At 48.9% G+C, this 25,948-nt stretch carries 29 protein-coding genes; 17 read left to right on the top strand and 12 right to left on the bottom strand.

The genetic code is table 11. The features are described from left to right. Positions 1-18: 18 nt before the first annotated feature. The gene (locus ACI4WN_RS08225) at positions 19-300 is read right to left on the bottom strand and encodes a hypothetical protein (protein WP_439777767.1); all 282 of its coding nucleotides are present in this window, start codon (positions 298-300) and stop codon (positions 19-21) included. Between the two features lie 150 nt (positions 301-450). Between ACI4WN_RS08225 and ACI4WN_RS08220 the strand changes: the two genes are divergently transcribed. Then, positions 451-1,428 (top strand): alpha/beta hydrolase, encoded by a 978-nt coding sequence (locus ACI4WN_RS08220; protein WP_439777766.1) that lies wholly within the window; start codon positions 451-453, stop codon positions 1,426-1,428. Between the two features lie 374 nt (positions 1,429-1,802). On the opposite strand, the gene rlmD is transcribed toward ACI4WN_RS08220, so the two are convergent. Next, positions 1,803-3,251, bottom strand: coding sequence for a 23S rRNA (uracil(1939)-C(5))-methyltransferase RlmD (rlmD, locus tag ACI4WN_RS08215; protein WP_439777765.1), 1,449 nt, complete (start codon positions 3,249-3,251; stop codon positions 1,803-1,805). 186 nt (positions 3,252-3,437) lie between these two features. Here rlmD and recX point away from each other — a divergent pair, with 186 nt between their 5' ends. Further along, positions 3,438-4,250 (top strand): recombination regulator RecX, encoded by an 813-nt coding sequence (recX, locus tag ACI4WN_RS08210; protein WP_439777764.1) that lies wholly within the window; start codon positions 3,438-3,440, stop codon positions 4,248-4,250. A gap of 49 nt (positions 4,251-4,299) precedes the next feature. Next, positions 4,300-4,764, top strand: a complete 465-nt coding sequence (locus ACI4WN_RS08205) for a hypothetical protein (protein WP_439777763.1) — start codon at positions 4,300-4,302, stop codon at positions 4,762-4,764. A gap of 48 nt (positions 4,765-4,812) precedes the next feature. Here the strand turns inward: ACI4WN_RS08205 and ACI4WN_RS08200 are convergent, their stop codons facing one another. Then, a complete protein-coding gene (locus ACI4WN_RS08200; protein ID WP_439777762.1) occupies positions 4,813-5,295 on the bottom strand; it encodes a hypothetical protein in 483 nt (160 codons plus the stop codon). 98 nt (positions 5,296-5,393) lie between these two features. Here ACI4WN_RS08200 and ACI4WN_RS08195 point away from each other — a divergent pair, with 98 nt between their 5' ends. Then, on the top strand, positions 5,394-6,257 hold the full coding sequence (locus ACI4WN_RS08195; RefSeq protein WP_439777761.1) for a hemolysin family protein: 864 nt from the start codon (positions 5,394-5,396) through the stop codon (positions 6,255-6,257). Continuing rightward, on the top strand, positions 6,257-7,828 hold the full coding sequence (locus ACI4WN_RS08190; protein ID WP_439777760.1) for a peptide chain release factor 3: 1,572 nt from the start codon (positions 6,257-6,259) through the stop codon (positions 7,826-7,828). The genes ACI4WN_RS08195 and ACI4WN_RS08190 overlap by 1 nt, the downstream gene beginning before the upstream one ends. 95 nt (positions 7,829-7,923) lie before the next feature. On the opposite strand, the gene ACI4WN_RS08185 is transcribed toward ACI4WN_RS08190, so the two are convergent. The 4 genes from ACI4WN_RS08185 to ACI4WN_RS08170 all read right to left on the bottom strand — a co-directional run bounded on the left by ACI4WN_RS08185 (position 7,924) and on the right by ACI4WN_RS08170 (position 12,693). After that, positions 7,924-8,121 carry a hypothetical protein gene (locus ACI4WN_RS08185; protein ID WP_154486309.1) on the bottom strand — a complete coding sequence of 66 codons (198 nt, stop codon included), beginning with the start codon at positions 8,119-8,121 and terminating at the stop codon, positions 7,924-7,926. A 12-nt stretch (positions 8,122-8,133) separates the two neighbouring features. After that, positions 8,134-9,792, bottom strand: coding sequence for a multicopper oxidase family protein (locus ACI4WN_RS08180; RefSeq protein WP_439777759.1), 1,659 nt, complete (start codon positions 9,790-9,792; stop codon positions 8,134-8,136). A 248-nt stretch (positions 9,793-10,040) separates the two neighbouring features. Next, positions 10,041-10,319, bottom strand: a complete 279-nt coding sequence (locus tag ACI4WN_RS08175) for a DUF1827 family protein (RefSeq protein ID WP_439777758.1) — start codon at positions 10,317-10,319, stop codon at positions 10,041-10,043. A gap of 148 nt (positions 10,320-10,467) precedes the next feature. Then, complete coding sequence (locus ACI4WN_RS08170) at positions 10,468-12,693, bottom strand: AAA family ATPase (RefSeq protein WP_439777757.1); 2,226 nt, start codon at positions 12,691-12,693, stop codon at positions 10,468-10,470. Between the two features lie 166 nt (positions 12,694-12,859). Here ACI4WN_RS08170 and ACI4WN_RS08165 point away from each other — a divergent pair, with 166 nt between their 5' ends. The 6 genes from ACI4WN_RS08165 (at position 12,860) to ACI4WN_RS08140 (ending at position 17,553) form a co-directional block, all read left to right on the top strand. Next, positions 12,860-13,060, top strand: a complete 201-nt coding sequence (locus ACI4WN_RS08165) for a hypothetical protein (RefSeq protein WP_412131193.1) — start codon at positions 12,860-12,862, stop codon at positions 13,058-13,060. Between the two features lie 111 nt (positions 13,061-13,171). Further along, complete coding sequence (locus tag ACI4WN_RS08160) at positions 13,172-13,438, top strand: phosphocarrier protein HPr (protein WP_008461401.1); 267 nt, start codon at positions 13,172-13,174, stop codon at positions 13,436-13,438. Next, complete coding sequence (gene ptsP, locus ACI4WN_RS08155; RefSeq protein ID WP_439777756.1) at positions 13,438-15,165, top strand: phosphoenolpyruvate--protein phosphotransferase; 1,728 nt, start codon at positions 13,438-13,440, stop codon at positions 15,163-15,165. Before ACI4WN_RS08160 ends, ptsP begins: the two co-directional genes overlap by 1 nt. A gap of 166 nt (positions 15,166-15,331) precedes the next feature. Beyond that, positions 15,332-15,736 (top strand): transcriptional regulator SpxA, encoded by a 405-nt coding sequence (gene spxA, locus ACI4WN_RS08150; protein WP_008461631.1) that lies wholly within the window; start codon positions 15,332-15,334, stop codon positions 15,734-15,736. A 98-nt stretch (positions 15,737-15,834) separates the two neighbouring features. Further along, entirely contained in the window at positions 15,835-16,575 is a 741-nt protein-coding gene (locus ACI4WN_RS08145) for an adaptor protein MecA (RefSeq protein WP_439777755.1), read from the top strand. Positions 16,576-16,698: 123 nt separating this feature from the next. Further along, on the top strand, positions 16,699-17,553 hold the full coding sequence (locus ACI4WN_RS08140) for a competence protein CoiA (protein ID WP_439777754.1): 855 nt from the start codon (positions 16,699-16,701) through the stop codon (positions 17,551-17,553). Positions 17,554-17,570: 17 nt separating this feature from the next. On the opposite strand, the gene ACI4WN_RS08135 is transcribed toward ACI4WN_RS08140, so the two are convergent. Then, on the bottom strand, positions 17,571-18,233 hold the full coding sequence (locus ACI4WN_RS08135) for a DsbA family protein (protein WP_439777753.1): 663 nt from the start codon (positions 18,231-18,233) through the stop codon (positions 17,571-17,573). Between the two features lie 78 nt (positions 18,234-18,311). Beyond that, entirely contained in the window at positions 18,312-18,920 is a 609-nt protein-coding gene (locus tag ACI4WN_RS08130; protein WP_439777752.1) for a CYTH domain-containing protein, read from the bottom strand. Between the two features lie 103 nt (positions 18,921-19,023). On the opposite strand from ACI4WN_RS08130, the gene ACI4WN_RS08125 reads away from it, so the two are divergent. Genes ACI4WN_RS08125 through ACI4WN_RS08115 form a run of 3 tightly spaced genes read left to right on the top strand, consistent with a single transcriptional unit; the run spans position 19,024 to position 21,357 of the window. Next, positions 19,024-19,656: a GTP pyrophosphokinase gene (locus ACI4WN_RS08125; protein ID WP_009557312.1), complete on the top strand. Its 633-nt coding sequence runs from the start codon at positions 19,024-19,026 to the stop codon at positions 19,654-19,656. Next, entirely contained in the window at positions 19,653-20,453 is an 801-nt protein-coding gene (locus ACI4WN_RS08120; RefSeq protein ID WP_439777751.1) for an NAD kinase, read from the top strand. The genes ACI4WN_RS08125 and ACI4WN_RS08120 overlap by 4 nt, the downstream gene beginning before the upstream one ends. Then, a complete protein-coding gene (locus ACI4WN_RS08115) occupies positions 20,425-21,357 on the top strand; it encodes an RluA family pseudouridine synthase (RefSeq protein ID WP_439777750.1) in 933 nt (310 codons plus the stop codon). The genes ACI4WN_RS08120 and ACI4WN_RS08115 overlap by 29 nt, the downstream gene beginning before the upstream one ends. Positions 21,358-21,487: 130 nt before the next feature. Here ACI4WN_RS08115 and ACI4WN_RS08110 read toward each other — a convergent pair whose 3' ends face one another. The 3 genes from ACI4WN_RS08110 to ACI4WN_RS08100 are packed head-to-tail and all read right to left on the bottom strand — an operon-like array spanning position 21,488 to position 23,602. Continuing rightward, positions 21,488-21,679: a hypothetical protein gene (locus tag ACI4WN_RS08110; protein WP_439777749.1), complete on the bottom strand. Its 192-nt coding sequence runs from the start codon at positions 21,677-21,679 to the stop codon at positions 21,488-21,490. 59 nt (positions 21,680-21,738) lie between these two features. Continuing rightward, the gene (locus ACI4WN_RS08105; RefSeq protein ID WP_439777748.1) at positions 21,739-22,566 is read right to left on the bottom strand and encodes an undecaprenyl-diphosphate phosphatase; all 828 of its coding nucleotides are present in this window, start codon (positions 22,564-22,566) and stop codon (positions 21,739-21,741) included. A gap of 22 nt (positions 22,567-22,588) precedes the next feature. Next, positions 22,589-23,602 carry a lactonase family protein gene (locus ACI4WN_RS08100; protein WP_439777747.1) on the bottom strand — a complete coding sequence of 338 codons (1,014 nt, stop codon included), beginning with the start codon at positions 23,600-23,602 and terminating at the stop codon, positions 22,589-22,591. Positions 23,603-23,788: 186 nt separating this feature from the next. Here ACI4WN_RS08100 and ACI4WN_RS08095 point away from each other — a divergent pair, with 186 nt between their 5' ends. Genes ACI4WN_RS08095 through ACI4WN_RS08085 form a run of 3 tightly spaced genes read left to right on the top strand, consistent with a single transcriptional unit; the run spans position 23,789 to position 25,929 of the window. Beyond that, positions 23,789-24,169, top strand: a complete 381-nt coding sequence (locus ACI4WN_RS08095) for a PTS glucitol/sorbitol transporter subunit IIA (protein ID WP_439777746.1) — start codon at positions 23,789-23,791, stop codon at positions 24,167-24,169. Positions 24,170-24,180: 11 nt separating this feature from the next. Further along, positions 24,181-25,368, top strand: a complete 1,188-nt coding sequence (locus ACI4WN_RS08090; protein WP_439777745.1) for an AI-2E family transporter — start codon at positions 24,181-24,183, stop codon at positions 25,366-25,368. Positions 25,369-25,371: 3 nt separating this feature from the next. After that, positions 25,372-25,929: a tRNA (cytidine(34)-2'-O)-methyltransferase gene (locus tag ACI4WN_RS08085; protein ID WP_008461650.1), complete on the top strand. Its 558-nt coding sequence runs from the start codon at positions 25,372-25,374 to the stop codon at positions 25,927-25,929. Positions 25,930-25,948 lie beyond the last annotated feature (19 nt).

Here is a 25,948-nt window from a genome sequence, read left to right as displayed (position 1 = left end):
CACTGATTCGGAGTTTTTCTATTTGCACAAAAGCCGCCCCTTGGCCGCCTGGATCTGGACCCCGTAGACCGGGACTTCTTGGCCGTCTGCTAAAAAGTGGAGAGGGATGTCCTGGCTGCCCCTTCCTAGGAGCCTTTTTAAATGGCCCAGGGTGAGGGGCTTGTCGCCGGTCGTCAGCTGGCAGGATTCCCGCGCTAGGGTCACCTTGCTGAGGGGGATTTCTTGGCCTGCGACTGCTAGAAAAAGAACATTACGATCGTCTAAATTGGTTAAGAGCTGCATGAAGTCGGTCAGCTGCATGGTAATCTCCTTTCTTTTTTCGTTTTTGATTTTCTAGCTAAAAAAGTTAAGATTTTCTAAAAATCGCTTTATTTCCTATACGCGTATAGAATTCAATAGCTTTTTCTTGTGCTAAACTATGCAAGTTGAATTTTGTAAAGGAGAAAGCTATTGGCTAAAGGAAATAAAGAAGCAAAAAAGTTCAGTAAAAAGCGGGTCATCAAGTGGGTCACGGGAATCGCGATATTCTTCGTCCTCGTCTTCTTAGGCGCGGGTTGCTACTTTTTCAACATGGCGGTCGTGCCTGGGCAAAAGTCCTTCGTGACCAACGGGACTGTTGCCATCAAGAAGTCCGATCCTCTCTACAAGGAAAAAATTTGGTACAAAAAGGTCAAGAAGCAGACCTGGACCGAGACCTCTGCTAAGAATAATTATCGCTTGGTTGCCAATTATCTTCCAGCCAAAAAGACCAAAAAAACCGTGATTATCCTGCACGGCTACATGTCCAACAAGGAAAACATGGGAGCCTACGCCCAGCTGTTTCACTCTTTAGGTTACAATGTTCTTTTGCCTGATGCCGAAGGGCACGGGCAAAGCCAGGGCAAGTACGTGGGCTACGGCTGGCTGGAGAAGGCTGATGTGAAAAAGTGGGCCCAGCAGGTCGTCCAGAAAAACGGAAAAAACAGCCAAATCGTGATCTTTGGCGTCTCCATGGGCGGGGCGACGACGATGATGACCTCAGGGCTAAAACTGCCAAGGCAGGTCAAGGCCTTCATCGAGGATTGCGGCTACACCAGTGCCAAAAATGAAATTGAGCATGAAGCCAAAGTTCTTTACAATATGCCGGCCTTTCCGCGTTTTCCACTGGTCGAGATCTTGAGCGGGATCACCAAGCTTAAAGCTGGCTACTTTTTAGGCGAGGCTTCCAGTGTCAAGCAGCTGCAGAAAAACACCAAGCCCATGCTCTTTATCCACGGAAGCAAGGATACCTTTGTCCCAACCTCCATGGTGTATAAAAATTACCGGGCAAGCAAGGGCCCTAAGCAGCTCTTGATCGTCAAGGGAGCCGTTCATGCTAAGTCGATCGAGAAGAACCACCAGCTTTATGCCAAAACTGTCCGCAAATTTTTAGCCAAATACGTCAAATAAATGCTTGCAAGCGTTTCCAGGCAGTGCTATACTAGAAATTGTGGAAGAGGTAGAAAACAACTGAACAGAAGTTTTTATCTCCAGATTGTAATTATTATTCGCTGTCTCTCTTACTGAGACCGTAAAAGGCTTGAGGTTCTGAGCCAAGCGGCGGGCCGTTTTAAATAGTTCATACGCTAGCACGTAAAACTCAAACAGGCTTTTGTTTATTAAAATGATCGGGCCCAGTCCTTGGCGATTCTTAAAATTGAATATCGTGACTATTAATTTGATGAGCTACCTCATCCACTTGGAAGGCTGCCAAAGGCGCAGCTTAAAGGCGAGAAGATTTGATCTTCTCGCCTTTTCTAATGGATTCGATTTTTTACAAAAAGTTACTTGCGTAAAGTCAGCTTGGCAATGCATTCGCAGCGCGGCGTTTGCGGCAGCATGTCGACGTTTTCGATGACACGGACGTCGTAAGCTTCAGTGAGTAATACTAAGTCCTGAGCCAAGGTCGATGGGTTGCAGGAGATGTAGACGAAGCTTTCTGGCTTTACGTCCAAGAGGGTCTTGATCAAGGACTTGGCCAAACCAGTTCTTGGTGGGTCCACGATCAGGGCGTCGATCTTAACGCCGTCATTTTTCAGCTGCGGCAAGACGCGTTCAACGCTGCCTTGCAGATAGCTGGCGTTAGTCAGGTGGTTGAGGGAGACGTTGTTTTGGGCGTCAACCACGGCTTCCGGTATGCTTTCAATCCCGATGACCTGCTTGACTTGGTCGGCGGCTAAGATCCCTAAGGTGCCGACGCCGGCATAGGCATCGATCAAGGTCATGTCTGGCGTTAGCGTCAGCAGCTTCAAGGCTTCTGAATACAGAGTCGCCGTTTGGACCGGATTCAGCTGGAAGAAGGCACGAGGGCTTAGGCCAAACTTCTTGCCCATGATTTCTTCGGTGATCTGCTTTTTGCCCAAAAGCTTGGTGGTCTTGTTGCCCCAGACTTGTGGGTTTTGCCAGTCAGTTTCGTTTTGGAAGACGGAAACCACATGGTCCAGTTCAAAAATGGCATCTGCCAGCTTCAGCAGGTTTTCTACCTTGTGACCGACCGTGATCAGGGTTACCTGGATTTCCTTGGTGGCCTCAGACTGGCGGACAACCACGGTCTTGACCCCATCGAACTTGCGGCGGCGGTTAGCGACTGGCACGTGCAGGCGGATGATCAGGTCGCGGATGGTCCGTTCGACCTTTTGGGTGTCCTCATTTTGGGTTGGCATCTCTGGCAGGTCGATTAATTCGTGAGAATTAGGGGCATAAAGGCCCAAGGAAACCTTGTGGTTTTCCTTTTCGATCTGGTAAGAAGCCTTGTTCCGGTAGTGCCATTCACTTGGCGCTGGGATGGTCTTTTTCACCTTGTAGTTCTTGTAGCCGCGTGGGTGGTACTTTTCTAGGGCTGACAAAACGTTGTCGCGCTTAAATTCCAGCTGGCCTTCATAACTCAGGTGGGCTAGCTCCAGCCCGCCAATTCTGGGGTCAACGCCTTTCGGGAAAGGCACTCTCTTGGGGCTGGCTTCCTTAACCCGGACCAGTTCACCTTCTAAGTATTGCGGGTGGTCGGTCACGATCTTGGCCACAACCACTTCGCCTGGCAAGGCGCCCGGGATGAAGATGATCTTGCGCTTGTAGTAGCCGATCCCTTCGCCGTTGATGCCCAAGCGCTTGATGGTGATGATGACGTGCTTGTCGCCGTCGTCAAAGCGCTTGTTAGCTCTTTGCTGCTTGCCCCGGTTAGGCCGCTTAAAGTTTTTTGAGCCTTGAGGCTTTCTGAAGTTGGTCTTTTTTTGCATGATAATTCTTTCTACAATAAACTCTAGCCAAAATGCTAGCTAATAAGTGTTGACATCATATTATACCGGCCTTTGAGGAAAAATAGCAAGATTTTCGCAAGGAAGTTGGCAATTTGCTAAGATAAAGGGTGACTGGATAGAAAAAATGATAAATAGTAAATGAAAAACGAAAGTAAGGAGAAAAAGATGCCAATTATCACTAAAGTTAGTGCACAAAAGCGGCCAGGGCGGTACAATATTTTTTTGGACCAGGCATACGCTTTTTCGGTTGGGGAAAGAACCCTGGCTGAATTTGCCCTCTTTAAGGGCAAAGAAGTAGACGATGCCTTAAGGGCCGAGATTGAAGCCTTTGAAGCCAGTGCCCAGGCCCGGGACCTGGCGGCCAAGTACCTGTCTTACCAGCCTCGAACCGAAAAAGAGATCACGGACTACCTAATTAAGCGCGAGGTTGCGCCAGCGGCTGCCCAAGAAGCGACCAAGGAATTAAAAGACCTGGGCTACCTGGATGACCGCGTGTACGCACAGCTTTTTGTCAAAAATAACCTGCAAGTGGGCAACTCGGGCCCTAAGGCCGTCAGCCGGGATCTGGCTAAAAAAGGCGTTGACGCCATCACTATTGATGAGGCCATCAGCGAAGTCGACCAAGAGGCCTGGCTGGAAGTTGGCAAAAGACTGGTCAAGTCCCTCATGAACCAGCAGGGCAAGATCGCTAACCGGGAAGTTGTGACCAAGATGAAGGTCAAGCTGGTCAGTCACGGCTTTACTAGCGACCTGGCAGAGGCCATTGTCCAAGACTTTGACCTAGCTAGTGAGGACGCCCAGCAAGAGGCCCTGGCCAAGCAGGGGATCAAGGCCTATAAGCGTTTTAGACGCTATGATGAGGCCACCCGCCGGCAGAAGATGCGGCAGTATCTCTACAGCCACGGCTTTAGCGGCGACGAGATCACAGCCTTTTTAAACGGCGAAATCGTGCCCCTAGAAGAGCTGGAAGAATATTAACGAGATAACTTTTGGTAAAAAATAGCTACTTAATAGAAAGAAGATTACGATGGAAAAAGAAATCGCAGAATTAACCTTTATCGGCAAGGCTTACCCTGACAGCCTGATGGATGCTAACGCCAGCTTTGGCGGTGCCAACCAAGAACTGGAAAACGACCAAGTCTTCCAGGACTTTTTGGCAGAGCAGGGTTTAACTGACCAAAGAGCCTCCTTGATCGTCTTTGGGCCAGAAGACTTCATGTACTGGTACGGGGTGGTGACTGACCAAGACGTCGACCAGCCAAGCGGCCTGCTTAAGTTCCGCCTGCCAAGCGCCCGCGTGTTTGAAGCAGAAGAACAAACTAATGCGGCTTACTTTGACCTGCCCCTCAACTTTGAATTGCCTAAGTTCTTGGATGAAGCTGGGGATTTAGGTGCCAAGTTCCAAGCAGGCTTAGCAGACAGCCCTAACCCTTACATCCTGCGCCAGCTTGACTTGGGCAGCAAAAAACTGACCAAGAGTCTTTACCTCTAGGTCAGTTGGTAGATTGTATTGATAATTTTTCAATCTTAATCTAAAAAGTTACTGAACGTTACTGCTGCTCTTTTTTAGTTTGGCATCAATAGACAGGTTGTCGTATTCGATGTAGGCGCCAAGGCAAGTCGAAATGAACATGATCAGCAGGACAAAGCCTGTTGACGTGCCAACGATCCAGTCAAGGGGCAAGAGCCAGCGGATGAAGATGGTGGCTAGGGTGCAAAGAACCAGGTCCAAGAAGAAGTTGGAAATTTCTAAGACTGGCCGTCTTCTGATGCTGAAAAAGCGCAAAAGCTGCTGCAAGAAGCTGTCATAGATGTCGCCGGCCAGCAAATTCAAAGGCCGCTGAACCGTGGCCTTGATGGCCAGCATGATGATAGCACCGGTCAAAGCCCCGATGAAGGTTCTAAAGGGGTCGCTAGAGTGCAGGACCAAGGCATTGTAGCCAATCCCGATAATGGCCAGGCTGCAGATATAGGGAATTAAGAGCAGGAAGACGAAGACTAGCATGATCCGTCTCATTTTCATGGGAAAACACCTCTTTCTATGGGGTATTTTATCATAAAATGGGGCGGTCTTATGCTATAATAAAAATATTTAGATTTCACGAAAGAGAGTTAACGACAATGACCAGCGACCCTGCGACAGGCAACCTGTTTGATAAATTGCGGAGCCATTTTGCTAATAACACTGAAGGCGGCAAAGAAGAATTACAGGCTGAAATTGACCGCCTCCACGCGGACAAATTTTTAACGGATACGGAATACTCCATGATTGAGGGCAGCATGTCCTTTCATGACAAGGTAGCCCGGGAAGTCATGGTGCCCAGAACCGATGCCTTCATGATCGACATTGAAGACGACTTGAGCGAAAACCTGGACGACATCTTGCGCCAGCCTTATTCCCGGATTCCGGTCTATAAGCAAGACAAGGACAAGATCGTCGGCGTCATCCACATTCGGACGATTTTGCGAGAGGCCAGACGCGTCGGTTTTGACCATTTGACCTATGACCGCCTGATTTCCGCACCCCTCTTTGCCCCAGAAACTATGGAGCTGGACGACTTACTAGTCCAGATGCAGACCAGCCAGCAGCAGATTGCCATCTTGACCGACGAATACGGCGGGGTGACGGGCCTGGCCACGATTGAAGACCTGATCGAAGAAATCGTGGGCGATATCGATGACGAGGTCGACAAGGCTGAGGTTTTGGTGCGGCAGTTAACCGACCGGGAATTTGTGATCTACGGCAAGATGCCACTAGACGACTTTAACGAGCGCTTTGGCACCGACATCGAAATGGAAGACGTGGATACGGTCGCTGGCTACATGATCACCAAGCTCGGCGTCATTCCGAGCCGGGGTGAGCACTTAGAAGTGCCGCTGGACAACGGCATGGTCTTGTCAACCAGAAGAATGCGAGGGTCAAGACTGTTAACGGTCCTTTTGACATTGCCTGAAGAAACAAGCGAGGAAGAAACAAAAGAATAATGAACAAAGAATTAGCTGATAAGGTAAAGACGAGAAGAACGTTTGCGATTATTTCCCACCCCGACGCCGGTAAGACGACGATCACGGAACAGCTTTTGCTCCTGGGTGGGGTCATCCGGAGCGCCGGGACGGTTAAGGCCCGGAAGACTGGCAACTACGCCACTAGTGACTGGATGGAAATCGAAAAAAAGCGTGGTATCTCTGTTACTTCATCCGTGATGCAGTTTGAATATGAAGGCAAGCGGATCAACATCTTGGACACCCCAGGTCACCAGGACTTCTCAGAAGACACCTACCGGACCTTGATGGCGGTTGACGCTGCCGTCATGGTGATCGACTCGGCCCGCGGTATTGAACCGCAGACTAAGAAGCTCTTCAAGGTTGTCCGCCAAAGAGGGATTCCAGTCTTTACCTTCATGAACAAGCTGGACCGGGATGGACGGGAACCCCTTGACTTAGTAGCAGAACTAGAAGACGTCTTGGGCATCGAAGGCGTCGCTATGAACTGGCCAATCGGGATGGGGCAGACCATGAGAGGCCTTTACGATATTGCCAACCAGCGCATCGAGCTCTACCACCCAGAAGAAGGGCAAGACAAGTTCATTCCTCTGGTTGATGGCAAGGTGCCAGAAGACAACCCAATGGCCAACGATCCCCAATACCAAGACACCTTGGGCGAAATCGAGCTGCTAGAAGGGGCCGGGGCGGAATTTGACAAGGAAGCCGTTTTGGCCGGTGAACAAACGCCAGTCTTCTTTGGCTCAGCCTTGACCAACTTTGGGGTCGAAACCTTCTTGAAGAGCTTCGTTGACTTAGCGCCGGCACCAAGCGACCACACCGTTAACGGGGATGAAAAATTGGCACCAGACGATGACGAATTCTCTGGCTTTGTCTTCAAGATTCAGGCCAACATGAACCCCCAGCACCGGGACCGGATCGCCTTTGTCCGGGTCTGCAGCGGGGAATTCAGCCGCGGTCTTGACGTGACCTTGGCTAGAACCGGTAAGCCCGTCCGCTTGAACAACGCGGTTGAATTTGAATCCAGTTCTAGAGTCCAAGTTTCTGAAGCCGTTGCCGGCGACATCGTTGGGCTCTACGACACGGGCAACTTCCAAATCGGCGACAGCATCTACGCCGGCAAGCGCAAGCTGGAATTCCCAGCTCTGCCAGAATTTACCCCAGAACTCTTCATGCGGGTTTCTCCAAAGAACGTGATGAAGCAAAAGTCTTTCCACAAGGGGATGAACCAGCTGGTGCAAGAAGGTGCCGTGCAGCTTTACCGCAACTACCAAACCGACGACTACATCTTAGGTGCGGTTGGGCAATTGCAGTTTGAAGTCTTCCAGTACCGGATGAAGAATGAATACAATTCTGAAGTTGAAATGACCTCTATCGGTCACCGGGTAGCCCGCTGGATCAAGCCAGAAGACCTGGATCCGAAGATGTCTTCTAGCCGGAACTTATTGGTTAAGGACCGCTTCGGCAACCCGCTCTTCCTCTTTGAAAATGCCTTTGCTGAACGCTGGTTCCACGACAAGTACCCAGACGTCACTTTAACGGAAAAGCTGTAAAAGCAAGAAAAGATCTCAGCTATTTAGCTGAGATCTTTTAATTTATGTCTTTTTGTTTAGAAGTTGGTAGAGTTTGAGTTTCTTGAGTTTGACTTTTAGCAGTTCATTTCTGAAGCTGACTTAGGATTTTTCTTTTGGATGAAGTAGTAGACCAGGTCAACGATTGACTGGGCAAACATGGTCCCGGCCATGAAGTACATGGCCATCATCATTTGGTTGGTAAAGGTGTAGTAGAAAGTCAGGGCATAGAGGATGACCCATAAAACTTTCAAGAAGGGGTTGTTGTTCATCATGATAAGGACCTCCTAGTGGCTCGCGCCAGAACTGGTGTCAACATGGCTATGTTCAGCATGTTCATGGCCGTGTCCGTGAGAAGCAGCACTGACGGCTTCAACCAAGCGGCGGCTTTGTTCTGCTTCTGCCTGATGGAAGGCGCAGCCCATGTCCATTTCTTCTACGTCCATCCCTGGCATGAAGACTTCGCCTGGCTCAACGCCCATTTCGCTAGCAAAGGCGTTGGTGATGGTTTCCATGTCCATCAGCTTGTATTCCTTGTCAGGGTCTTTTGGATCAACGATCTTGATTTGAGCCATCATGCCGGCATCTTCGTGTTCGATGATGTGGCAGTGGTACATGAAGACGCCAGGGTTTTGGAAGTAGACTTTGAGGCGGACGGTTTCACCAGGGCCAACTTCCACCGTGTCCTTGTAGACATTGACTTCGTTAGGGTTTGGCTTTTTCCCGTTTCTTGAGAGTACCAAGAAGTGGGCGCCGTGGATGTGGAAGGGGTGCAGCATCCCGGCAGCTGAAGAGTTGGTGTTGGTGATGTCCCAGTATTCAACCGAGTTCAGTTCTTGTTCCATGTCGATTCTTTCCATGGAGAAGCGCAGGCCGTTGATCTTGTCGTGGTCGTCCATGGTGACGTGGCGAACTGGCATTTCTGGGTTTACGTCTGGATCTTCTGGCGTAAAGATGTTAAAAGGCAGTTCCTTATCGTCTGCTTCAGTGTGGGCAAATTCGTGGATTCGGAATTCGACCAGCTTGAAGTCGTCGGTGTAAAGCGCAACCGTGTCGCCTGGGTGAAAGTCCTTGAAGTCGACGATGACTTGCTGTCTTTCGCCTGGCCCGATGAGCAGCTTTTTAACATCAATTGGGTGTCTCAAGAAGGAGTCGTCGCCCCCAATTTGAGTCATGGTGAGGTCATGTTCAAAGTGCAGGCGCCATTCCCGGCGGTCAGACCCGCCTAAGAAAAGCAGGCGGACTTTTCTAGTCGTCACGTCGACAAAAGGCTTTACGGCCCCATTGATCAGCGGCACTTCGCCAAAGACGCCCATTGGGTCGTAGTCCTTCCGGTAGTCTAATTGGTTGTCGTGGAAGGTCCGGTCCTGCAAAATGAGCGGGAATTCATCAACTCCGTAGTTCTTAGGAATTGGGAGTCTGGCTTCGTTATCGTCAGTGACCACGACCCCCATGGCCAGGCCCATCCAGACCTGCATGGCCGTGGATGGACATGGGTGAGCGTGGAGCCAAGTCAAAGCGGCAGGCTGCTTAACCGTAAATTCGATGTCTTTTTCTTCGCCAGGGTAAACAGGAGCGTGGCAGCCGCCGTCAGTGATGGGGCCGGGCACTTCCATGCCGTGCCAGTGGAAGGAAGTCAAAACTGGCAGGCTGTTTTTCAAATGGACGTGGACGCGCTGGCCAGTCTTGACCACCATGGTTTGGCCAAGCAGCGGTGCGTTGTAGCCCCAAGTCGTGGTCTTTTTGCCTGGCAAAATCTGGCTTTCGCCAACTTGCGCTTCAATGGTGTAGTAGATGTCGTTGCCTTCAAGCTTGTCTGGCTTTAAGACTGGCGGAACGGGAAGGGGAGCAGCTTCTACGCCTTCCGGGATGCTGAGGGGCTTGTAGCCCATGTGTTCCTTGTCAAAATCGTGTTCAGAATAAAAGTAGTTTTCATAAACTGCCATTGTTATTCCTCCTTTTTTAACCGACAGTTTGCGTTACTTGTTAAGCGCTTTCCAGTGCTTACTGCTATTCTAGAACTCCTGACTAATCGAAAAATTGATTTAGATCAATTTCTGAGACTTTTTCTATAAAATAATAGACAAATTGCAAAATTGTCAAAAAATCGGTAAAATTTTGCAAAAATAAAAAGTAAAAAGAAAAAGAGCCGATTAGGCTCTTTGCGTTACTTGATTAAAATGTTACTTGTTTCTTACTTGTCAACGTGGATTTCGACCACGTGACGGGTCTTGTCAACCGTTAATTGGTAGCTGCCCCGGTCAGGAATCAGGCGTTTAATCACAAATTCAAGTTCTTCTTCACGAACCTTGCGGTGGTGATTTTCTAAGACGATGCCGATGGCAATCGGGCTTTCGGTGTAAACGACAGTGGTATTTCCTAAAGAGTAGACCTTAACGTAGTTAACGGCGGTCGTATTCAGCTGACTGTGAACCAAATCAGCGTAACTATTGGTAACATCAATTAAGTGCATAAAACTTCACCCTTTTCTATTTGTCTCTAATATTCCTCTCAATTTCATTATAACGCATTGAGTAAAAAAACAAGGCCTCTTTTTGCAAGAAGTCTTGTTTTTTCTAGTTTCTTTAAAATTTAGATAGAAATCAAATTTTAGCTAAAAACTAGTTTTCACTCGTGCTGGTTTGTTCTACTGGTAGGGCAGGGGCGGCTTCAGAAATCACGATTTCTTGGTCCTTGACGTCAGCCACTAAGTTCTTGGCTTCGGTGTGGTCCAGCTTGTAGTCAGCCACCTTGTCTTCGATTTCTTCTTGGATGATCCGGCGAAGAGGGCGTGCACCCATTTCTGGGTCGTAGCCTTCATCAACCAATTTTTCCTTAGCAGCGTCTGAAACTTCAATGTGGAGGCCTTGGTCAGCGACCATCGAGTTGGTCTTAGTCAGCATTAAGGAAACGATCTTCAAGAGGTTGTCCTTGGTAAGTGGGTGGAACTGGATGATGTCGTCAAAGCGGTTCAAGAATTCTGGCTTGAAGTATTGGCTCATTACCTTGCGGGTCTCTTCAGCCTCGTTGTGGCTGTTTTCAGCGGCAAAGCCGACGCTTGCCGTCTTGATCCCTTGACCGGCGTTAGAAGTCATGATGATGATCGTGTCCTTGAAGGAAACGGTCCGGCCTTGCGAGTCGGTCAAGCGGCCATCGTCCATGATTTGGAGGAAGAGGTTTAAAACATCTGGGTGGGCCTTTTCCACTTCGTCTAGCAGGATCAAGCTGTATGGGTTGTGGCGAACGCGCTCAGTCAGTTGACCAGCTTCTTCGTAGCCAACATAGCCAGGAGCAGACCCGATCAGTTTGGAAACGGAGTATTGTTCCATAAATTCGGACATGTCAAAGCGGATCATGGCATCTTCTGAGCCAAACATCTTGAGGGCCAATTGCTTAGCCAATTCGGTCTTGCCGACCCCGGTTGGGCCAACAAAGAGGAAGGAGCCGATTGGCCGGCCAGACTTGTTAAAGCCGATCCGGTTTCTGCGGATGGCCCGGGCAACCTTTTCAACGGCTTCGTCTTGACCAATGACCTTGGCCTTTAAGTCGTCAGCCAGGTTGATCAATTGGTTTTCCTCTTGAGCCTGGATGTCGCCAACTGGGATGTTGGTCTTTTCTTCGACGATCTTATCCATGACCTTGGCCGTGATGGTTGGGGTCTTGTCAGGGTCAACGTTTTGATCCTTCAGCTTTTCGTATTTCTCAATTTGGTCGCGGTAGTAGGCAGCCTTTTCGTAGTCTTCGTTCTTTAAGGCATCCTGCTTCAGCTTTTCAGCAGCGTCGATCCTCTCTTGCACCTTGGCCTTGTCGATATATGGAATGGTCAGGTTCATTCTGGAACCGGCTTCGTCCAAAAGGTCGATGGCCTTGTCTGGCAAAAAGCGGTCCTGGATGTAGCGGGCTGAGAGCTTAACGGCAGCTTCGATGGCATCATCGGTGTAGTGAACGTGGTGGTAGTCTTCGTAGCGCTTTTGGATCCCCTTTAAGATCTTGATCGTTTCGTCGATGCTTGGTTCTTTAACTTCAACTGGTTGGAAGCGGCGAGCCAAAGCAGAGTCTTTTTCGATTTCGCGGAATTCCTTGATGGTGGTTGCGCCGACTAATTGCAGTTCACCCCGGGCCAAGGCTGGCTTAATGATGTTGCCAGCGTCCATGCCGCCTTCAGAATTGCCGGCACCCACGATTTCGTGGATTTCGTCGATGAAGAGGATGATGTCGGGCTGGGTTTGCAGCTCCTTGATCAGCTGCTGCATTCTTTGCTCGAATTGCCCTCTGATCCCGGTCCCTTGAACCATGGAAACCATGTTTAAGGAAATGATGCGCTTGTTTTGCAGCTTGGCTGGAACCGAACCATCCACGATGTCTTGGGCTAGGCCTTCAACGACCGCGGTCTTACCAACCCCGGCTTCCCCGATCAAAACCGGGTTGTTCTTGGTCCGCCGGTTCAAGATTTCGATGACGCGGGCGATTTCCTTGTCCCGGCCAATGACGGGGTCAATCTTGCCCTTTTTAGCCAGGGCCGTTAAGTCGGTGCCGTATTGGGCTAAGAGGGATTGCCCGCCCTGGCCACCTTGGCCGCCTTGCCCGCCGCCAAAGTAGTTGGGATTATTAGGGTTGTTGGGATTGTTAGAATTATTGCCGTTATTGTTGCCGGCACCTCCGCGATTTAAGGCATTGAATAAATCGTCGAAGTCGCCAAAAAAGTTATCGTTATTCATTTGATTACCTTGCTGATTCCTTAGTTCTTGATAGCATTGCTGGCACAGATCGATTTCTCGGTTTTCGCCATTGACTTTGGTGTAGAGGTGGATCGAAGCTGGCCGTTCATGGCAGTTTTGACACAACATTTTTTATACCGCCTTTCATCTTATCTATGGTTAGATTATAGGATTAGCACTCGAATAAATCAAGTGCTAAGTCTCGGAAAAAAGTGTTTTTCTTTTAAAAAGTAAGTGAAACTTTTTCCTTACTAAAAAGGGAAAAATTGCGCTAAAATATTGGCAGGAGGGACCTATGGACTACATCAAGATTTTAGATCAGTTGGTTTCTGGAGAATTGGCCGAATATCGGGTTGATCCTCAAGCAGACCGCGACACCGCCTTTGGCTTCCAGCAAGCCTTGAGAAACTACGGCAAGAGCAAGAAAATCACTGGTAGAGCCGACCGAGGCGGGGTTGTCGTCTACACGTCAATCGATAATAAGCGGCCGTATTGATGAAAACATTTACAAATTAAGTTGTAATAAAGCCAAAAACATGTTATTCTGTAAGGGAAACGGTACACGGTTACCAATTCTTGATTTTTAATTTTAAGGAGATAATTTACTATGGAAAAGAAAGAATTTCACGTAATTGCTGAAACTGGTATTCACGCTCGTCCAGCTACTTTGCTTGTACAAGCTGCTTCTAAGTTTGGTTCAGACATCAACCTTGAATACAACGGCAAGTCAGTTAACTTGAAGTCAATCATGGGCGTTATGTCACTTGGTGTTGGCCAAGGCGCAGACGTTACTATCACTGCTGAAGGTGATGACGAAAAGGAAGCTATCGCAGCTGTTGCTGAAACTATGTCAAAAGAAGGTTTGGCTGAATAATGACTGAAACTTTGAAGGGAATCGCAGCTAGTGATGGCGTAGCCGTAGCACCTGCTTACCTCCTCGTTGAACCAGATCTTTCTTTTGAAAAGAAGACTGTCGACGACGTCGAAGCTGAAGTAGCTCGCTTTAGCAAGGCTGTTGAAGAATCACAAGCTGAACTTGAAAACATCCGCAAAGTTGCAGCTGAAAGCTTAGGCGAAGAAGAAGCTCAAGTCTTTGACGCCCACTTGATGTTCTTGTCAGACCCAGAATTCACTGGTCAAATCGATGCTAAGATCAAGAGCGACGCTGTGAACAGTGAAGCAGCTCTTGACGAAGTTGCTCAAAACTTCATCAGCATCTTCCAAAGCATGACTGACAATGCCTACATGCAAGAAAGAGCAGCTGACGTTCGCGACGTTTCAAAGCGGATCATGGCTCACCTTTTGGGCAAGGAATTGCCTAACTTGGCAAGCATTGACCACGAAGTTGTTTTGGTTGCTGAAGACCTTACTCCAAGTGACACTGCTCAACTTAACAAGAAGTACGTTAAGGGCTTTGTAACTGACCTTGGCGGCCGGACTGCTCACTCAGCAATCATGGCTCGGTCTTTGGAAATCCCAGCTGTTGTTGGTACTGAAAAGATCACCACTTCTGTTAAGAACGGTCAAATGCTGATCGCTGACGGTTTGGACGGCGTAGCTATCGTTGAACCAAGCGATGAACAAGTTGCTGACTACAAGAAGAAGGGCGAAGACTTCGCTAAGCAAAAGGCTGAATGGCGCAAGTTGAAGGACGAACCATCAGTAACTGCTGACGGCAAGCACTTCACCATCGCTGCCAACATCGGTACTCCAGACGACCTTGCTGGCGTTTTGGAAAACGGTGCTGAAGCAGTTGGTTTGTTCAGAACTGAATTCTTGTACATGAACTCCAGTGACTTCCCAACTGAAGAAGACCAATTTGAAGCCTACAAGAAGGTTCTTGAAGGCATGAACGGCAAGCAAGTAATCATCAGAACCATGGACATCGGTGGTGACAAGCACTTGTCATACTGGGACTTGCCAGAAGAAATGAACCCATTCTTGGGCATTCGTGCCGTTCGTTTGTCACTTAAGAACAAGGACATCTTCCGCACCCAATTGCGGGCTTTGCTGAGAGCTTCTGCTTTCGGTAAGCTGGGCATCATGTTCCCAATGATCGGTACCTTGGACGAACTTCACCAAGCTAAGGCTGTTTTGGCTGAAGAAAAGGACAAGCTGGTTAAGGAAGGCGTTAAGGTTGGCGATGATCTGCAAGTCGGCATGATGATCGAAGTTCCAGCTGCTGCCGTATTGGCTGACCAATTTGCTAAGGAAGTTGACTTCTTCTCAATTGGTACTAACGACTTGATCCAATACACGATGGCTGCTGACCGTGGTAACGAAAACGTTTCTTACCTCTACCAACCATACAACCCATCAGTACTGCGCCTGATCAAGCACACCATTGACTCAGCTCACAAGGCTGGCATCTGGTGCGGCATGTGCGGGGAAGCAGCTGGTGACTCAACTATGTTCCCAATCTTGCTTTCAATGGGTCTTGACGAATACTCAATGAGCGCAACTTCAATTTTGCGGATTAGAAACGAAATGAAGAAGCTCTCAACTGAAGAATTGGCTGACTTGGCTGACAAGGCAGTTAACGAATCATTGTCAAACGAAGACAACATTGAATTGGTTAAGAATTTGATGGCTAACAAGTAGTTTAAAAGCAATTAGCGCAAGCTAATTGCTTTTTTGCTTATCAATAGTTAAGAAAATGCAAAGAAAAGCCGAAACCCTCTTCCTTTTTGTAAGTATCAGTGCTAAACTATATGTATAGTATCGAATGTGTGTTCAAGCAATATCAATTTTAAGGAGCGTGATGATCATGGTTGATTTATATGTTTCACCTAGCTGCACTTCTTGCCGCAAGGCCAAGCAATGGCTGGAAAAGCATAACATCCCATACAAGGAAAGAAACATCATTTCTGATCCGCTAAACCGGGAAGAAATTATTCACGTCTTAAGAATGACAGAAGAAGGCACTGAGGAAATTGTGTCTACGCGTTCTAAAGCATTTCAAGAATTAAACATTGATTTAGACGACATCTCAATGAACGAACTGATCGACCTCATCGAAAAGAACCCAAGTCTTTTGAGACGGCCAATCATCTTGGATGACCGCCGCATGCAAGTGGGCTACAACGAAGATGAGATCCGCCGCTTTTTGCCACGCAGCGTCAGAAGACTGGAAATGGCTAAGGCCAAGAAGTTAGCTGACCAAGGGATGTAAGATAGGTCATAATAAGCGTTAGCCGCGAAAAGGCTAACGCTTTTGTTTTTTTCAAAGTTTAGGTTACAATAACAGTAAAGACAAAGGAGGGACGTAAGATGCGTGTTGAAAAGGTGAATGAGAATACGCTTCGGGTAAGCATGACCCGCGATGACTTAAATCAACGAGGCCTGAAAATCCTAGACCTGTTAGGCAATCGGGACCGGGTCCAGGAATTCTTCTTGTCAATTTTGCATGAAGTTGACGTGGACAACAGCTTTGCCAGTGATGCCCCTGTGACCTTTCAGGTGATGCCTAATGATGGCGGCATTGACCTCTTGATTACCAAGATGAACAAGAATATGGACATGCCAGAAGAGATGCGGCGCTTTTTTGATCCGGCCGCTAATGGCGTAGGCGGCGACGTCGAAGAAGAGGAAGACGAGCCGCGGGCCTTTGCCGACCTGGACCCGGCTGATGATGCCAATACCGACATCGATCCGGTGATCATGCACGATCTGGGCCGCGGCGATACCAGCGACTATGATGACTACTGGGACTACCAAGAAAATCACTCGGTTGCTTTTGACGATATCGATGACTTGCTGGCCTTAGCCGACAGCCTCTGGGTCAGCGACCTGGCCTCAAGCGTCTACTACTACCAAGGCAAGTTCTATTTAAAGCTGGCCTTCATGGATGAAAACTATGCCGAAATGAAGCCGGCTGATGCTTGGGCGATCGCCAATGAATTTGGCAGCCAGGTAACAGGCGATGAGATGGACAAGGCCCAGCGCCATGGCCGTTGCCTCTTCCAGCAAGATGCCTTAGGTGCTTTAAGAAGACAATTAGCTAACAAGTAAGAAAGATCCTTCACGCGGTGAAGGATCTTTTTGTTTTTGGCGGTGTTCTGACACTTTCCCCACTCTGTAACCAATTTCGGTAAAAATTCGATTTTTGGCGTACTAATAAGTGGGGGGATTTTTTTGTACGCAGCTTTATTAAAAAATGAGCTGGTTTTAGCCGTCAGTGAAGCCGCCAAAGTCCAGCTGAATCCAAACTATCTAAACCAAGAAATTTACCGTTGTCCGCGCTGCAAAAAGCGCGTGATTCTTGTCATTTCGCAGCGCTCGGCCGCCTTTTTCAAGCACTTCCGGCCTTACCAAGAGGGGCAGGGCGAGCAAGACGAGCACCGCCGGTCGAAAATGCTCCTGCAAGCCGCCTTAACAGCGGCGGGGATGCCCGCAGAAGTGGAGGTGCCGCTGGCTGACGGGGCACTGCGCGCCGACGTCTTAGCCAGCCCAAATTTGGCCTTTGAGGTCCAGTGCGCACCCTTGAGCGATGAGGAATACCACCACCGGCACGACTTATACCGGGGCATCGGCATTACCGACATCTGGCTGGTGGGCAGGCGGCACTACCTGGGCCAGCAGCTGAAAAAGACCCAATTGATCTATTTCCGCCAAAATTCAGCCTGGGGGTGCTATTACCTGGAGATTGACCCGAAACGGGCTCAGATCCGCTTAAAACACCATATCTTGGAGGCTCCGATCAGCACCCGGTTAAACTACCAGACGGCCAGCTTTAATTTGGATGCTAGCGGGATTGATTTGCTTTGGCACTTTCAGCCAAGTGTCAGAACAGTTTTTGGCAAAAATTGGGAAAAAGAAGAAAAATTTTGGCTAGAAAAGCAATTCCGGGAAAAAAGCCGCTTTGGCTACCGAATCGCGGGCCAGATGTATGAAAAAGGCTATACGATCGAGACTCTGCCGGCTACGGCCTTTAGCACTTGGCGGATTCCGGGAACTACTAGCTGGCTGGAGCAATTTTTAGCCAAATAAAAACAGCCATTGGCTGTTTAAAGGAGATGGAGATGTCCGGTCTGGCAGTAGAAGGAATTGTAGTCGCAATCTGGCTCACAGGCGATATTTTCGTTGCTGTCGCTAAGTGCTTGGCGATCGCGATTTTCAAAGATGGATCGGAGCTCGTCCAAGCTGGGCTCGCCGTCAAGGAGTAGGCCGCTGTCGTCAACGGCATCGTTGAAGATTACGGCTGAAGGAAGGGAACTAATGTGGAACTTTTTGGCTAGCTGCTGGTCTTGACCAATCGCGTCTTTCAGGCAGTCTTCCCGCTTGACGCCTTCAATCTTCTTTAAGTCCAGCTTTAAGTCGCTGATCAGCTTTTTCGCTAGGTCAAAAGAGTATTCTTCTTTGCCGCAGCTGAGTTTTTCTTGCAAGTTAAAGAGAAACTTCCTGGCGCGCTTTTTGCCATAGGCAATCTGAATAGCGTAGTAAAGGTTCTGGGCACTCAGCGAGGCTTCGTGGTAGTGGGCCAGGTTGATGACCGTGTTGAAGTTCCAGTTGCGCTTAACCATGTCCGCCTTCATCGAGTCTAAGGTGACCAGGGGCAGGTAATTGACGCAGATTTCTAAATCGAGTTCTTCAGCTAGCAGCTTGATCTTGTTTTCCAGCTGAAAGCAAGACAGGCCTAAAGGATTAATAAACAGAAAAAGTTCGAACATTGTCGACCCTCCAAAAGTTTGATCATTGCTACTTTAACAAAAGTTTGGCGCAATGACAAAAGAAAAGCACTTTTGGGACTAGTTGCCGGCATGGAGGCTGGCCCGGGCAATCTTGCTCATGTTGTTGGTCGTCGCAATTTCCAGCTTGAAGCGGTCCTGCAACTGGGTCAAGCATTCCTTGATCAGGGCTGGGTCGTCATTTTCGATTTCCATTTCGTAGTCGCTAAAGCCGTCTGGGTAGCTGGTCTGGTCCAGGGTGATTTCGCAGTCAAAAGGCCCGTTGAGCAGCAGCCGGTGGGTCTGGCTCCAGGTAAAGCTTCTGAGCTTGTCAACGTCGCTTGGGTAATTTTCTTTTAAAAAGCTCCCGACGTTGCCGCCCAGGTAGACTTGCCCCTTGGCCAGCCACTTTTCAGCCTCTTCACTAGTCAAGTCATCGTTGATTTCCAGGCTTTCGTGGTACTTTTCCTGCAATTTTTGGGCTTCTGGCACCTTGATGGTTTCTTCAGCGCGGTCACTAAAAGTCCGAATCCGGAGGGCATTATGGTGGGCTTTTAAGACTTTGTCTGGCGTATCAAAGTAGGTGTTTTTTTGCTGGAAATCTGCCTTAACCGGGTAGGCGGCAGCGATTTGCTCGTAGCTTTTCTGGGTCAGGGCAACTTTAGCTTCAATTTCGCGATTTTTACTCATATCAAAAGGCTCCTTACGTTAAAAAAGATTTAAATCGACTTTTGCGGTTTTCACTAGTATCTATGTTAAAATGAATTTGTTTGAGATGGAAGGAAAATGAACTGTGATTAATGACTGGGACACTTTTTTATGGCCTTATAGCGAAGCCGTTAATGAATTAAAAGTAAAATTAAGAGCGCTCCGCCAGAGCTTTTTGACCAAGGGCGAGCACTCACCAATCGAGTTCGTGGTTGGCCGGGTTAAGACCGTTGACTCCATTAAAGAGAAGATGCAGCGGCGGGTGATCAGTCCGGACGTGATTGAAACCGACATGCAAGACATCGCCGGCATCCGGATCATGTGTCAATTTGTCGACGACATCTACCGGGTGGTGGATCTGCTCCATGCCAGAGAAGACCTGGAAGTGGTCGAAGAAAGAGACTACATCAAGAATGCCAAGCCATCAGGCTACCGGTCTTACCACATGGTGGTGGCTTATACGGTCTACCTGCCAGAAGGGTCAAAGAGACTGCTGGCTGAGATTCAGATCCGAACCTTGGCCATGAACTTCTGGGCCACGGTTGAGCACACCTTGAACTACAAGTACCAGGGCGAATACCCAGAAGATATTTCTGAGCGCCTGAAGCGGACGGCCGAAGCGGCCTACCAGCTGGATGAAGAAATGTCTTCGATCCGCAACGAGGTCAAGGAAGCGCAGAAGATTTTTACCCAAAATAAGGGCAAGGAAAAGTTATGAAAGTAGCAATTGTGCATAACGACCGGGTGACCACCCGGGTGGCGGTCAGACACCTGCAGGTGCTTTTAGCAGAAGCCGGCATCCTGCAAGACCAAGACCACCCCGACTTGGTCATTTCGGTCGGGGGCGACGGCACCTTGATTTCCGCCTTTCACAAGTACCAAAAGCAGCTAGACCGGGTCGCCTTTGCCGGCATCCACACGGGCCACTTGGGCTTTTACACCGACTGGCGAAACTATGACATGGAAAAATTGGTCGAAGCCTTGGCCAGCCACCCGGTTAAGGAGCACTCGGTCACTTACCCGCTTTTGGCCATGAAAGTCACGACCAGCAGCGGCATTAAGGAATTTTTAGCCTTAAACGAGGCCTCCATTAAGCGGGTCTCCAAGACCATGGAAGCCGAAGTGTCCATTGGCGGCAGCCGCTTTGAAAATTTCCGAGGCGACGGCCTTTGCGTGTCAACGCCAACGGGGTCAACGGCCTACAGCAAGTCGCTGGGCGGCGCGGTGATTCACCCGCGCCTCAAGGCCCTGCAGCTGACGGAAATTGCCTCCATCAACAACCTGGTCTTTCGGACGGTGGGGTCGCCCATCGTGATCGCACCGGATGAATGGATCACCATCGTGCCCAAGAACACCGACCGGGCAGTCGTGATCGTTGATGGGGAGCGGATCGCCCTGACCGACGTGATGCAGGCTGACTACCGCATCGCTAAAGAAGAAATCAGCTTCTATGAGTACGGCCACCACCACTTCTGGGACCGGGTCAATGAAGCCTTTATCGGAGACATCAAGTAATTTGCAAGTATTTAAGTTAATCGTAGGAAAAGATGACCCAGTCACGCTGAGTCATTTTTTGATGAAAAAAGGCTTTTCCCGCCGGGCCGTCAACAACTGTAAGAATCGCGGGGGGATGATGCTGGTCAACCACCACCGGCGGACCAGCAATTACCACTTAAAAGAAGGGGACGTCGTCCACTTTGTGATGGGGCAGGAAAAGGTGAACCCGTATTTGAAGGTGTCCCGCATCCCCATCCAGGTGGTGGAAGAAACAGATGACTATATCGTCATCAACAAGCCGGCAGGCCTGCTCTCCATTCCGTCTGGCTTTCACTCAGAAGACGCCGTGATCAACCGGGTTCTGGGCTATTTTGAAGAGAAGGGCGAAGACCCGGCCTACATCAAGCCTCATATCGTGACGCGGCTGGACCAGGACACGTCTGGCCTGGTTCTTTTAGGCAAAACCGCCATCGCCCACGACCGCTTTAACAAGCTGGGCAAGGAGCTTTTTATCAAAAAGTACCATGCCATCGTTCACGGCAACTTCAGCGAAGGTGAAATGACGGGCCTAATCGACAAGCCCCTGGCGAGGGTCGGCGACACGGTCAAGCGGCAAGTGGACCCCGCGGGGCAAAAGGCCCTGACCGAATACCGGGTGATCGACCAGGTTCCTGGCGCCAGTTTAGTAGAACTCCGCCTCTTAACCGGCCGCACCCACCAGATCCGGGTGCACATGCAGTCAATCGGCCACGTTTTGTATGGGGATGACCTATACGGGGCAGAGGATGCTTTTGCTAGACAAGCCCTCAACTGCTTTTACCTGGCCTTCCCCAACCCTTTTACTGGGGAAGAACGGGAATTAGAGATTCCAGATCCTGCCGACATGCAGGATTTGTGGAAAAAGCTGAAAGCTGATTCCTAAATTTGAAATTTGAAAGATGCAAAAGAAAAGCAGAGATCAATGATCGATGATCATGATCTCTGCTTTTTTCGCTTTTTGTCTTTGATTCTATTTGCTCTTTTATCCTATTCGCAATATTAGCTCTTTACTTTTAATAAAAAGTCTTGGCTGTTGCAAAAATGGCGCCGCCGACAGCAATGAGGGCTAAGAGCGGCACGAGCAGGGACATGGCAAAGACTGCCACTAATCCTACGCCGATCAAGAAGAGGATGACCCGCAAAAAGCCGATCCCGATCTTCCAGCACAGCCAGAGAATAAAAATCATGAACAGAATGCTTAACATGGTTTGGATACTCCTTTATCCAGGTAAATAAATTATTTAGTAAGTAATCATACCACAATCTAGGCAAAAACCAAGCCGCAGATGATGACGATGACCCCTAAGATGATCCGGTACCAGCCAAATGGCTTGAAGTCGTGGCTTTGAACGTACTTCAAGAGGAACTTGATTGCCAGGTAAGCCACGATGAAGGAAACCAGCATCCCGACCAAAAGCACGGCCAATTGGTTGCCGACAAAGATGTGGCCGTTCTTAAAGAACTTCACGATCTTCAAAAGCGATGCCCCAAACATGGTTGGAATCGCCAAGAAGAAGGAGAATTCCGTTGCCACAAAGCGGCTGGAACCGATCAGCATCGCCCCCAAGATGGTGGCCCCAGACCGGGAAGTCCCAGGAATCATGGACAGAACCTGGAAGCAGCCGATGAGGAAGGCGGTCTTATAGGTCATCTTGTTTAAGTCAGTCAAGCTTGGGTTGCGCTTAGCGTAGTAGTTTTCCAAGATGATGAACAAGATACCGTAAACGATCAAGGTCGTGGCAATGACTTGCCAAGTCGTCATGTTGGCTTCCAGCCAGTCGTTTAGCGGCAAGCCGATGATAATTGATGGCAGGCAGGCCACAATGACCTTAAACCAGATCTGCCAAGTCTGTCCCTTTTCCCGCTTGCTTTTGGACGGGGCAAAAGGATTTAGCTTGTTAAAGTAAATGACGATCACGCTCAAGATGGCGCCTAATTGAATGACCACCATAAACATGTTGACGAAGCTGGCTGGTTGGTCCAGCTTGATGATGTAGTCAGCTAAGTACAGGTGACCGGTTGAGGAGATCGGCAGAAATTCTGTAACCCCTTCGATGATGCCCAGGATGATGGCTTTAAAAATGTCTAACATAAATTCTTCAAAAAACTCCTAACTAATCAGTGAATAAGACTCTCGTGCCTTCAGGTACGGCAATGTCTTTGACCAAGAGGGCCAAAGTACCGTCGCTAGCCCTTTGGTAAAGAGTAGCGTTATTACTGTTTTGGTTGGCGGCAACGACGTATTTCTCGTCTTCGTCCCAGTTGAAGTCGCGTGGGAATTCGCCGTAAGTTGAAATTCTTTGAATTAATTTCAAGCTGTGGTCGTCTTGGACTTCAAAGACGGCGATGGAATCATGGCCGCGGTTGGATACGTACAAGAACTTGCCGTCTTTAGACAAGCGGATTGCAGCTGCGCCGTTATGCTGGTCCCAGCTGGCTGGAATCGTGGAATAAGTTGCTACGTTCTGGAACATCCAGTTTTCTTCGTCAAACTTAACGACGTTGACCTGGCTGGACAATTCCCCGGCAACGTAGAAGTAGCTGCCGCTTGGGTCAAAGACCAGGTGGCGGGTGCCAAAGCCGTCTTCGTTTTGGTAGCTGGCCAGGTGGGTCAGGTGCTGACCGTCAAAATCGTAAAAGTCGACGCGGTCTTGGCCGAGGTCGCAAGAGACCAGGTGCCCGCCTGGCGTTTGGTCAAAGTAGTGGGGGTGGGCGCTGTCCACTTGTTCAGGACGTGGCCCTAAAGCCCGGCTTTCGTGCTTGACTTGGTCAAGCAGGGTCAATTGGCCCTTTTCATCGTAGCTGATCACGGCCAAGATGCCCGTGTGGTAGTTAGCCGTATACAGCAGGTGCTTGTCTTTGTTAATGCCGACATAAGCTGGGGATGAGCCTTCATGGAGCAATTGGCTGACCAAGCGGCCATTTTCATAAGCGGCAATGCCGCCGTGGCCGTCTTCATTTTTGATGGTAAAAATGAAGTCGCCATCTTTTTGGAAGTAGGTTGGTCCGCCTACTTTTACAACATTTCTTCTTTGCTCAAGGTGAGCTTCGTTTCCGGCCCCAATGAAGTCGAACTGGTAAATGCCATCCGACTCGTGCTTGGTGTAGCCACCGATTAGAATATGCAAAGTTTTTTACCTCCTCTATTGCAATACACTATTATTCTAACTTAAATATTATGCTTCTCGCTGGCAAAAGTCGATAAAGGGATAAAAGATGTAATCAATAATTAACAAATTCCTGCTTCACTTTTGGCAACTTAGACTAGTTTGTCTAGTTCAGTATGATAAAATTTAAGTAAGTAGGTGATGAAAATGAAATGGATATCAACAATTAAAGAAATCGGAACAAGCGCGATCAGCGAAAAGGATCGCACGGTAATTTTGTTTGGTCAAACCGCTAATGATGAATTGAGAAAGGTCTCAGTCATTCAAGAGTTTGACGATGAAGAAGCTGCTCAAGGCATCGTTTTGAAAAAGGGCGACACGATCACGATCGATGGCGAAACCCTGATCATCTCTGCCGTGGGCTCCATGGCGATCAGTAACCTGCGGGCTTTAGGCCACGTCAGCTTATTCTTTACGGACAAGCTGCCAAAGAAGCCAATGTCTAACGCGGTTTACTTGGAACTGGATGCCAAGGACGCGATGCCAGAATTTAAGGTCGACGACGAGATTGTCTACGAGCACCTGTAAGAGGTGACTAAATGAAGAAAAAAGCTGACAGCGTCTTTAGTCAGTGGGTCTTAAACAACCGCTTCAGCGTGGGGCTGATCAACGTCCTCTTGACCTTGATTATTATCCTGGTTTTTAACCGCATCTCCTTTATTTTTGATCCGGTTAACGTCTTTTTAAGCGCGGTCATGCCGCCGGTTATCGTGGCGCTCTTGCAGTACTATTTGATGAACCCGGTGGTCAACAAGCTGGAGAAGCGGTTTAAGGTTCCGCGGACGGTCACCATTTTGGCAATTTTTGTCTTGGTGACAGCCTTGTTGATCTGGATGATCAATTCGATGATCCCAGTGGTCCAAAACCAGATCAATTCCTTGGTTAAAAATTGGCCAGCTATTTGGAAAAATGCCACCGAGTCAATCAATGACTTGCTCAGCAAGCCCAAGCTTAGCGGCTTAAGAGAATCGATCCAAAAGCAGCTGACATCCTTGCAAAAGGACATGAATAAGATCTCAAGCTCTGCTGTCTCCAGTGCCTTTAGCAATCTGACCAATGCGGTCAATGTGGCGGCATCGGTCTTCACGACCCTGGCAACGGCACCATTCATCTTGTTCTTCATGCTGAAAGATGGTTCTAAATTGCGGCCTTACTTGGCCCATTTTGCGCCGAAGCGGTGGGAGCAAGCCACGAGCAACCTGCTCAGCGAGGTCAACCAGGCCATGTCTTCTTACGTTAGAGGTCAGGTCTCTGTTGCCATCTGCGTCGGCATCATGTTCTTTATTGGCTACACCATTATCGGTGAGCCATATGGAGCTGCCTTGGCGATTGTAGTGGGCTGCTTGAACCTCATTCCGTATTTTGGGACTTTCTTGGGGCTGATCCCAGCCTTGATCATCGCGTCGGTCACCTCGCTGCCCTTGCTGATCAACGTGCTGATCGTCTTTTTCGTCGAGCAGCTGATTGAAACGCGGATTATCAGCCCCTTGATCGTAGGCAACCGCTTGAAGATGCACCCGGTAACGACGATTATCGTCATGCTGGGGGCTGGCTCGGTTTGGGGCCTGCTCGGCGTTGTTGGCGGGATTCCGATGTATGCGGTGGCCAAGATTTTGGTCAGTCACCTGTTTGAATACTACAAGAGGGTTTCCCACCTTTACGCGGATAGTGTGACCGAGCCAAAAGCGCCAGAAAATGGTCAAAAAGAAGAAAGGGAACATAGCTAAAAAATGACAAACCATATCGTTTTGTTTGAACCGGAAATTCCGGACAACACTGGCAACATTGCCAGAACCTGTGCTGGGACCAACACGATCTTAGACTTGATCGAGCCCTTGGGCTTTCGGCTAGACGACAAGCACTTAAAGCGGGCGGTCTTAGATTATGGCGGGGAAGTAGAAATCCGCCGCCACGATGACCTCCGGGCCTTCTTGGCCAGCCTGCCGGACAATGCGGAAATGTACCTCATTTCCAAGTTCTCCAGCAAGGCTTATACGGATGTTGACTACACCGACCCAAGCAAGGAATATTTCTTTGTTTTTGGCAGGGAAACTACTGGTTTACCAGAAACCTTTATGCGACAATATGAAGAACGCAATTTGCGGATTCCCATGTCTGATAAGATTCGGGCCTTCAACTTGTCTAATTCGGCAGCGATTGTGATTTTTGAAGCTCTGCGCCAGCAAGGCTTCCCCCACATGGAAAAGTCCCACCACTACGAAAACGACAAGCTGAAAGACGACTATAATCGTCCTGGCCGCTATCAAAGAAACCTTAACGGACACTAGAATTTTTATAAAAAAGACT

Source organism: Lactobacillus sp., from assembly GCF_051893255.1.
Lineage (GTDB): Bacteria > Bacillota > Bacilli > Lactobacillales > Lactobacillaceae > Lactobacillus.
The sequence above is the reverse complement of the archived record's forward strand: the minus strand, read 5'-3'. Positions and strand labels throughout refer to the sequence as shown.

Excerpts from the sequence above, each read along its gene's own strand:
- ACI4WN_RS08225 (WP_439777767.1), bottom strand. The coding sequence starts at position 300 with ATGCAGCTGACCGACTTCATGCAGCTCTTAACCAATTTAGACGATCGT.
- rlmD (WP_439777765.1), bottom strand. The coding sequence starts at position 3,251 with ATGCAAAAAAAGACCAACTTCAGAAAGCCTCAAGGCTCAAAAAACTTT.
- recX (WP_439777764.1), top strand. The coding sequence starts at position 3,438 with ATGCCAATTATCACTAAAGTTAGTGCACAAAAGCGGCCAGGGCGGTAC.
- ACI4WN_RS08205 (WP_439777763.1), top strand. The coding sequence starts at position 4,300 with ATGGAAAAAGAAATCGCAGAATTAACCTTTATCGGCAAGGCTTACCCT.
- ACI4WN_RS08200 (WP_439777762.1), bottom strand. The coding sequence starts at position 5,295 with ATGAAAATGAGACGGATCATGCTAGTCTTCGTCTTCCTGCTCTTAATT.
- ACI4WN_RS08195 (WP_439777761.1), top strand. The coding sequence starts at position 5,394 with ATGACCAGCGACCCTGCGACAGGCAACCTGTTTGATAAATTGCGGAGC.
- ACI4WN_RS08190 (WP_439777760.1), top strand. The coding sequence starts at position 6,257 with ATGAACAAAGAATTAGCTGATAAGGTAAAGACGAGAAGAACGTTTGCG.
- ACI4WN_RS08185 (WP_154486309.1), bottom strand. The coding sequence starts at position 8,121 with ATGATGAACAACAACCCCTTCTTGAAAGTTTTATGGGTCATCCTCTAT.
- ACI4WN_RS08180 (WP_439777759.1), bottom strand. The coding sequence starts at position 9,792 with ATGGCAGTTTATGAAAACTACTTTTATTCTGAACACGATTTTGACAAG.
- ACI4WN_RS08175 (WP_439777758.1), bottom strand. The coding sequence starts at position 10,319 with ATGCACTTAATTGATGTTACCAATAGTTACGCTGATTTGGTTCACAGT.
- ACI4WN_RS08170 (WP_439777757.1), bottom strand. The coding sequence starts at position 12,693 with ATGTTGTGTCAAAACTGCCATGAACGGCCAGCTTCGATCCACCTCTAC.
- ACI4WN_RS08165 (WP_412131193.1), top strand. The coding sequence starts at position 12,860 with ATGGACTACATCAAGATTTTAGATCAGTTGGTTTCTGGAGAATTGGCC.
- ACI4WN_RS08160 (WP_008461401.1), top strand. The coding sequence starts at position 13,172 with ATGGAAAAGAAAGAATTTCACGTAATTGCTGAAACTGGTATTCACGCT.
- ptsP (WP_439777756.1), top strand. The coding sequence starts at position 13,438 with ATGACTGAAACTTTGAAGGGAATCGCAGCTAGTGATGGCGTAGCCGTA.
- spxA (WP_008461631.1), top strand. The coding sequence starts at position 15,332 with ATGGTTGATTTATATGTTTCACCTAGCTGCACTTCTTGCCGCAAGGCC.
- ACI4WN_RS08145 (WP_439777755.1), top strand. The coding sequence starts at position 15,835 with ATGCGTGTTGAAAAGGTGAATGAGAATACGCTTCGGGTAAGCATGACC.
- ACI4WN_RS08135 (WP_439777753.1), bottom strand. The coding sequence starts at position 18,233 with ATGTTCGAACTTTTTCTGTTTATTAATCCTTTAGGCCTGTCTTGCTTT.
- ACI4WN_RS08130 (WP_439777752.1), bottom strand. The coding sequence starts at position 18,920 with ATGAGTAAAAATCGCGAAATTGAAGCTAAAGTTGCCCTGACCCAGAAA.
- ACI4WN_RS08120 (WP_439777751.1), top strand. The coding sequence starts at position 19,653 with ATGAAAGTAGCAATTGTGCATAACGACCGGGTGACCACCCGGGTGGCG.
- ACI4WN_RS08115 (WP_439777750.1), top strand. The coding sequence starts at position 20,425 with ATGAAGCCTTTATCGGAGACATCAAGTAATTTGCAAGTATTTAAGTTA.
- ACI4WN_RS08110 (WP_439777749.1), bottom strand. The coding sequence starts at position 21,679 with ATGTTAAGCATTCTGTTCATGATTTTTATTCTCTGGCTGTGCTGGAAG.
- ACI4WN_RS08105 (WP_439777748.1), bottom strand. The coding sequence starts at position 22,566 with ATGTTAGACATTTTTAAAGCCATCATCCTGGGCATCATCGAAGGGGTT.
- ACI4WN_RS08095 (WP_439777746.1), top strand. The coding sequence starts at position 23,789 with ATGAAATGGATATCAACAATTAAAGAAATCGGAACAAGCGCGATCAGC.
- ACI4WN_RS08090 (WP_439777745.1), top strand. The coding sequence starts at position 24,181 with ATGAAGAAAAAAGCTGACAGCGTCTTTAGTCAGTGGGTCTTAAACAAC.
- ACI4WN_RS08085 (WP_008461650.1), top strand. The coding sequence starts at position 25,372 with ATGACAAACCATATCGTTTTGTTTGAACCGGAAATTCCGGACAACACT.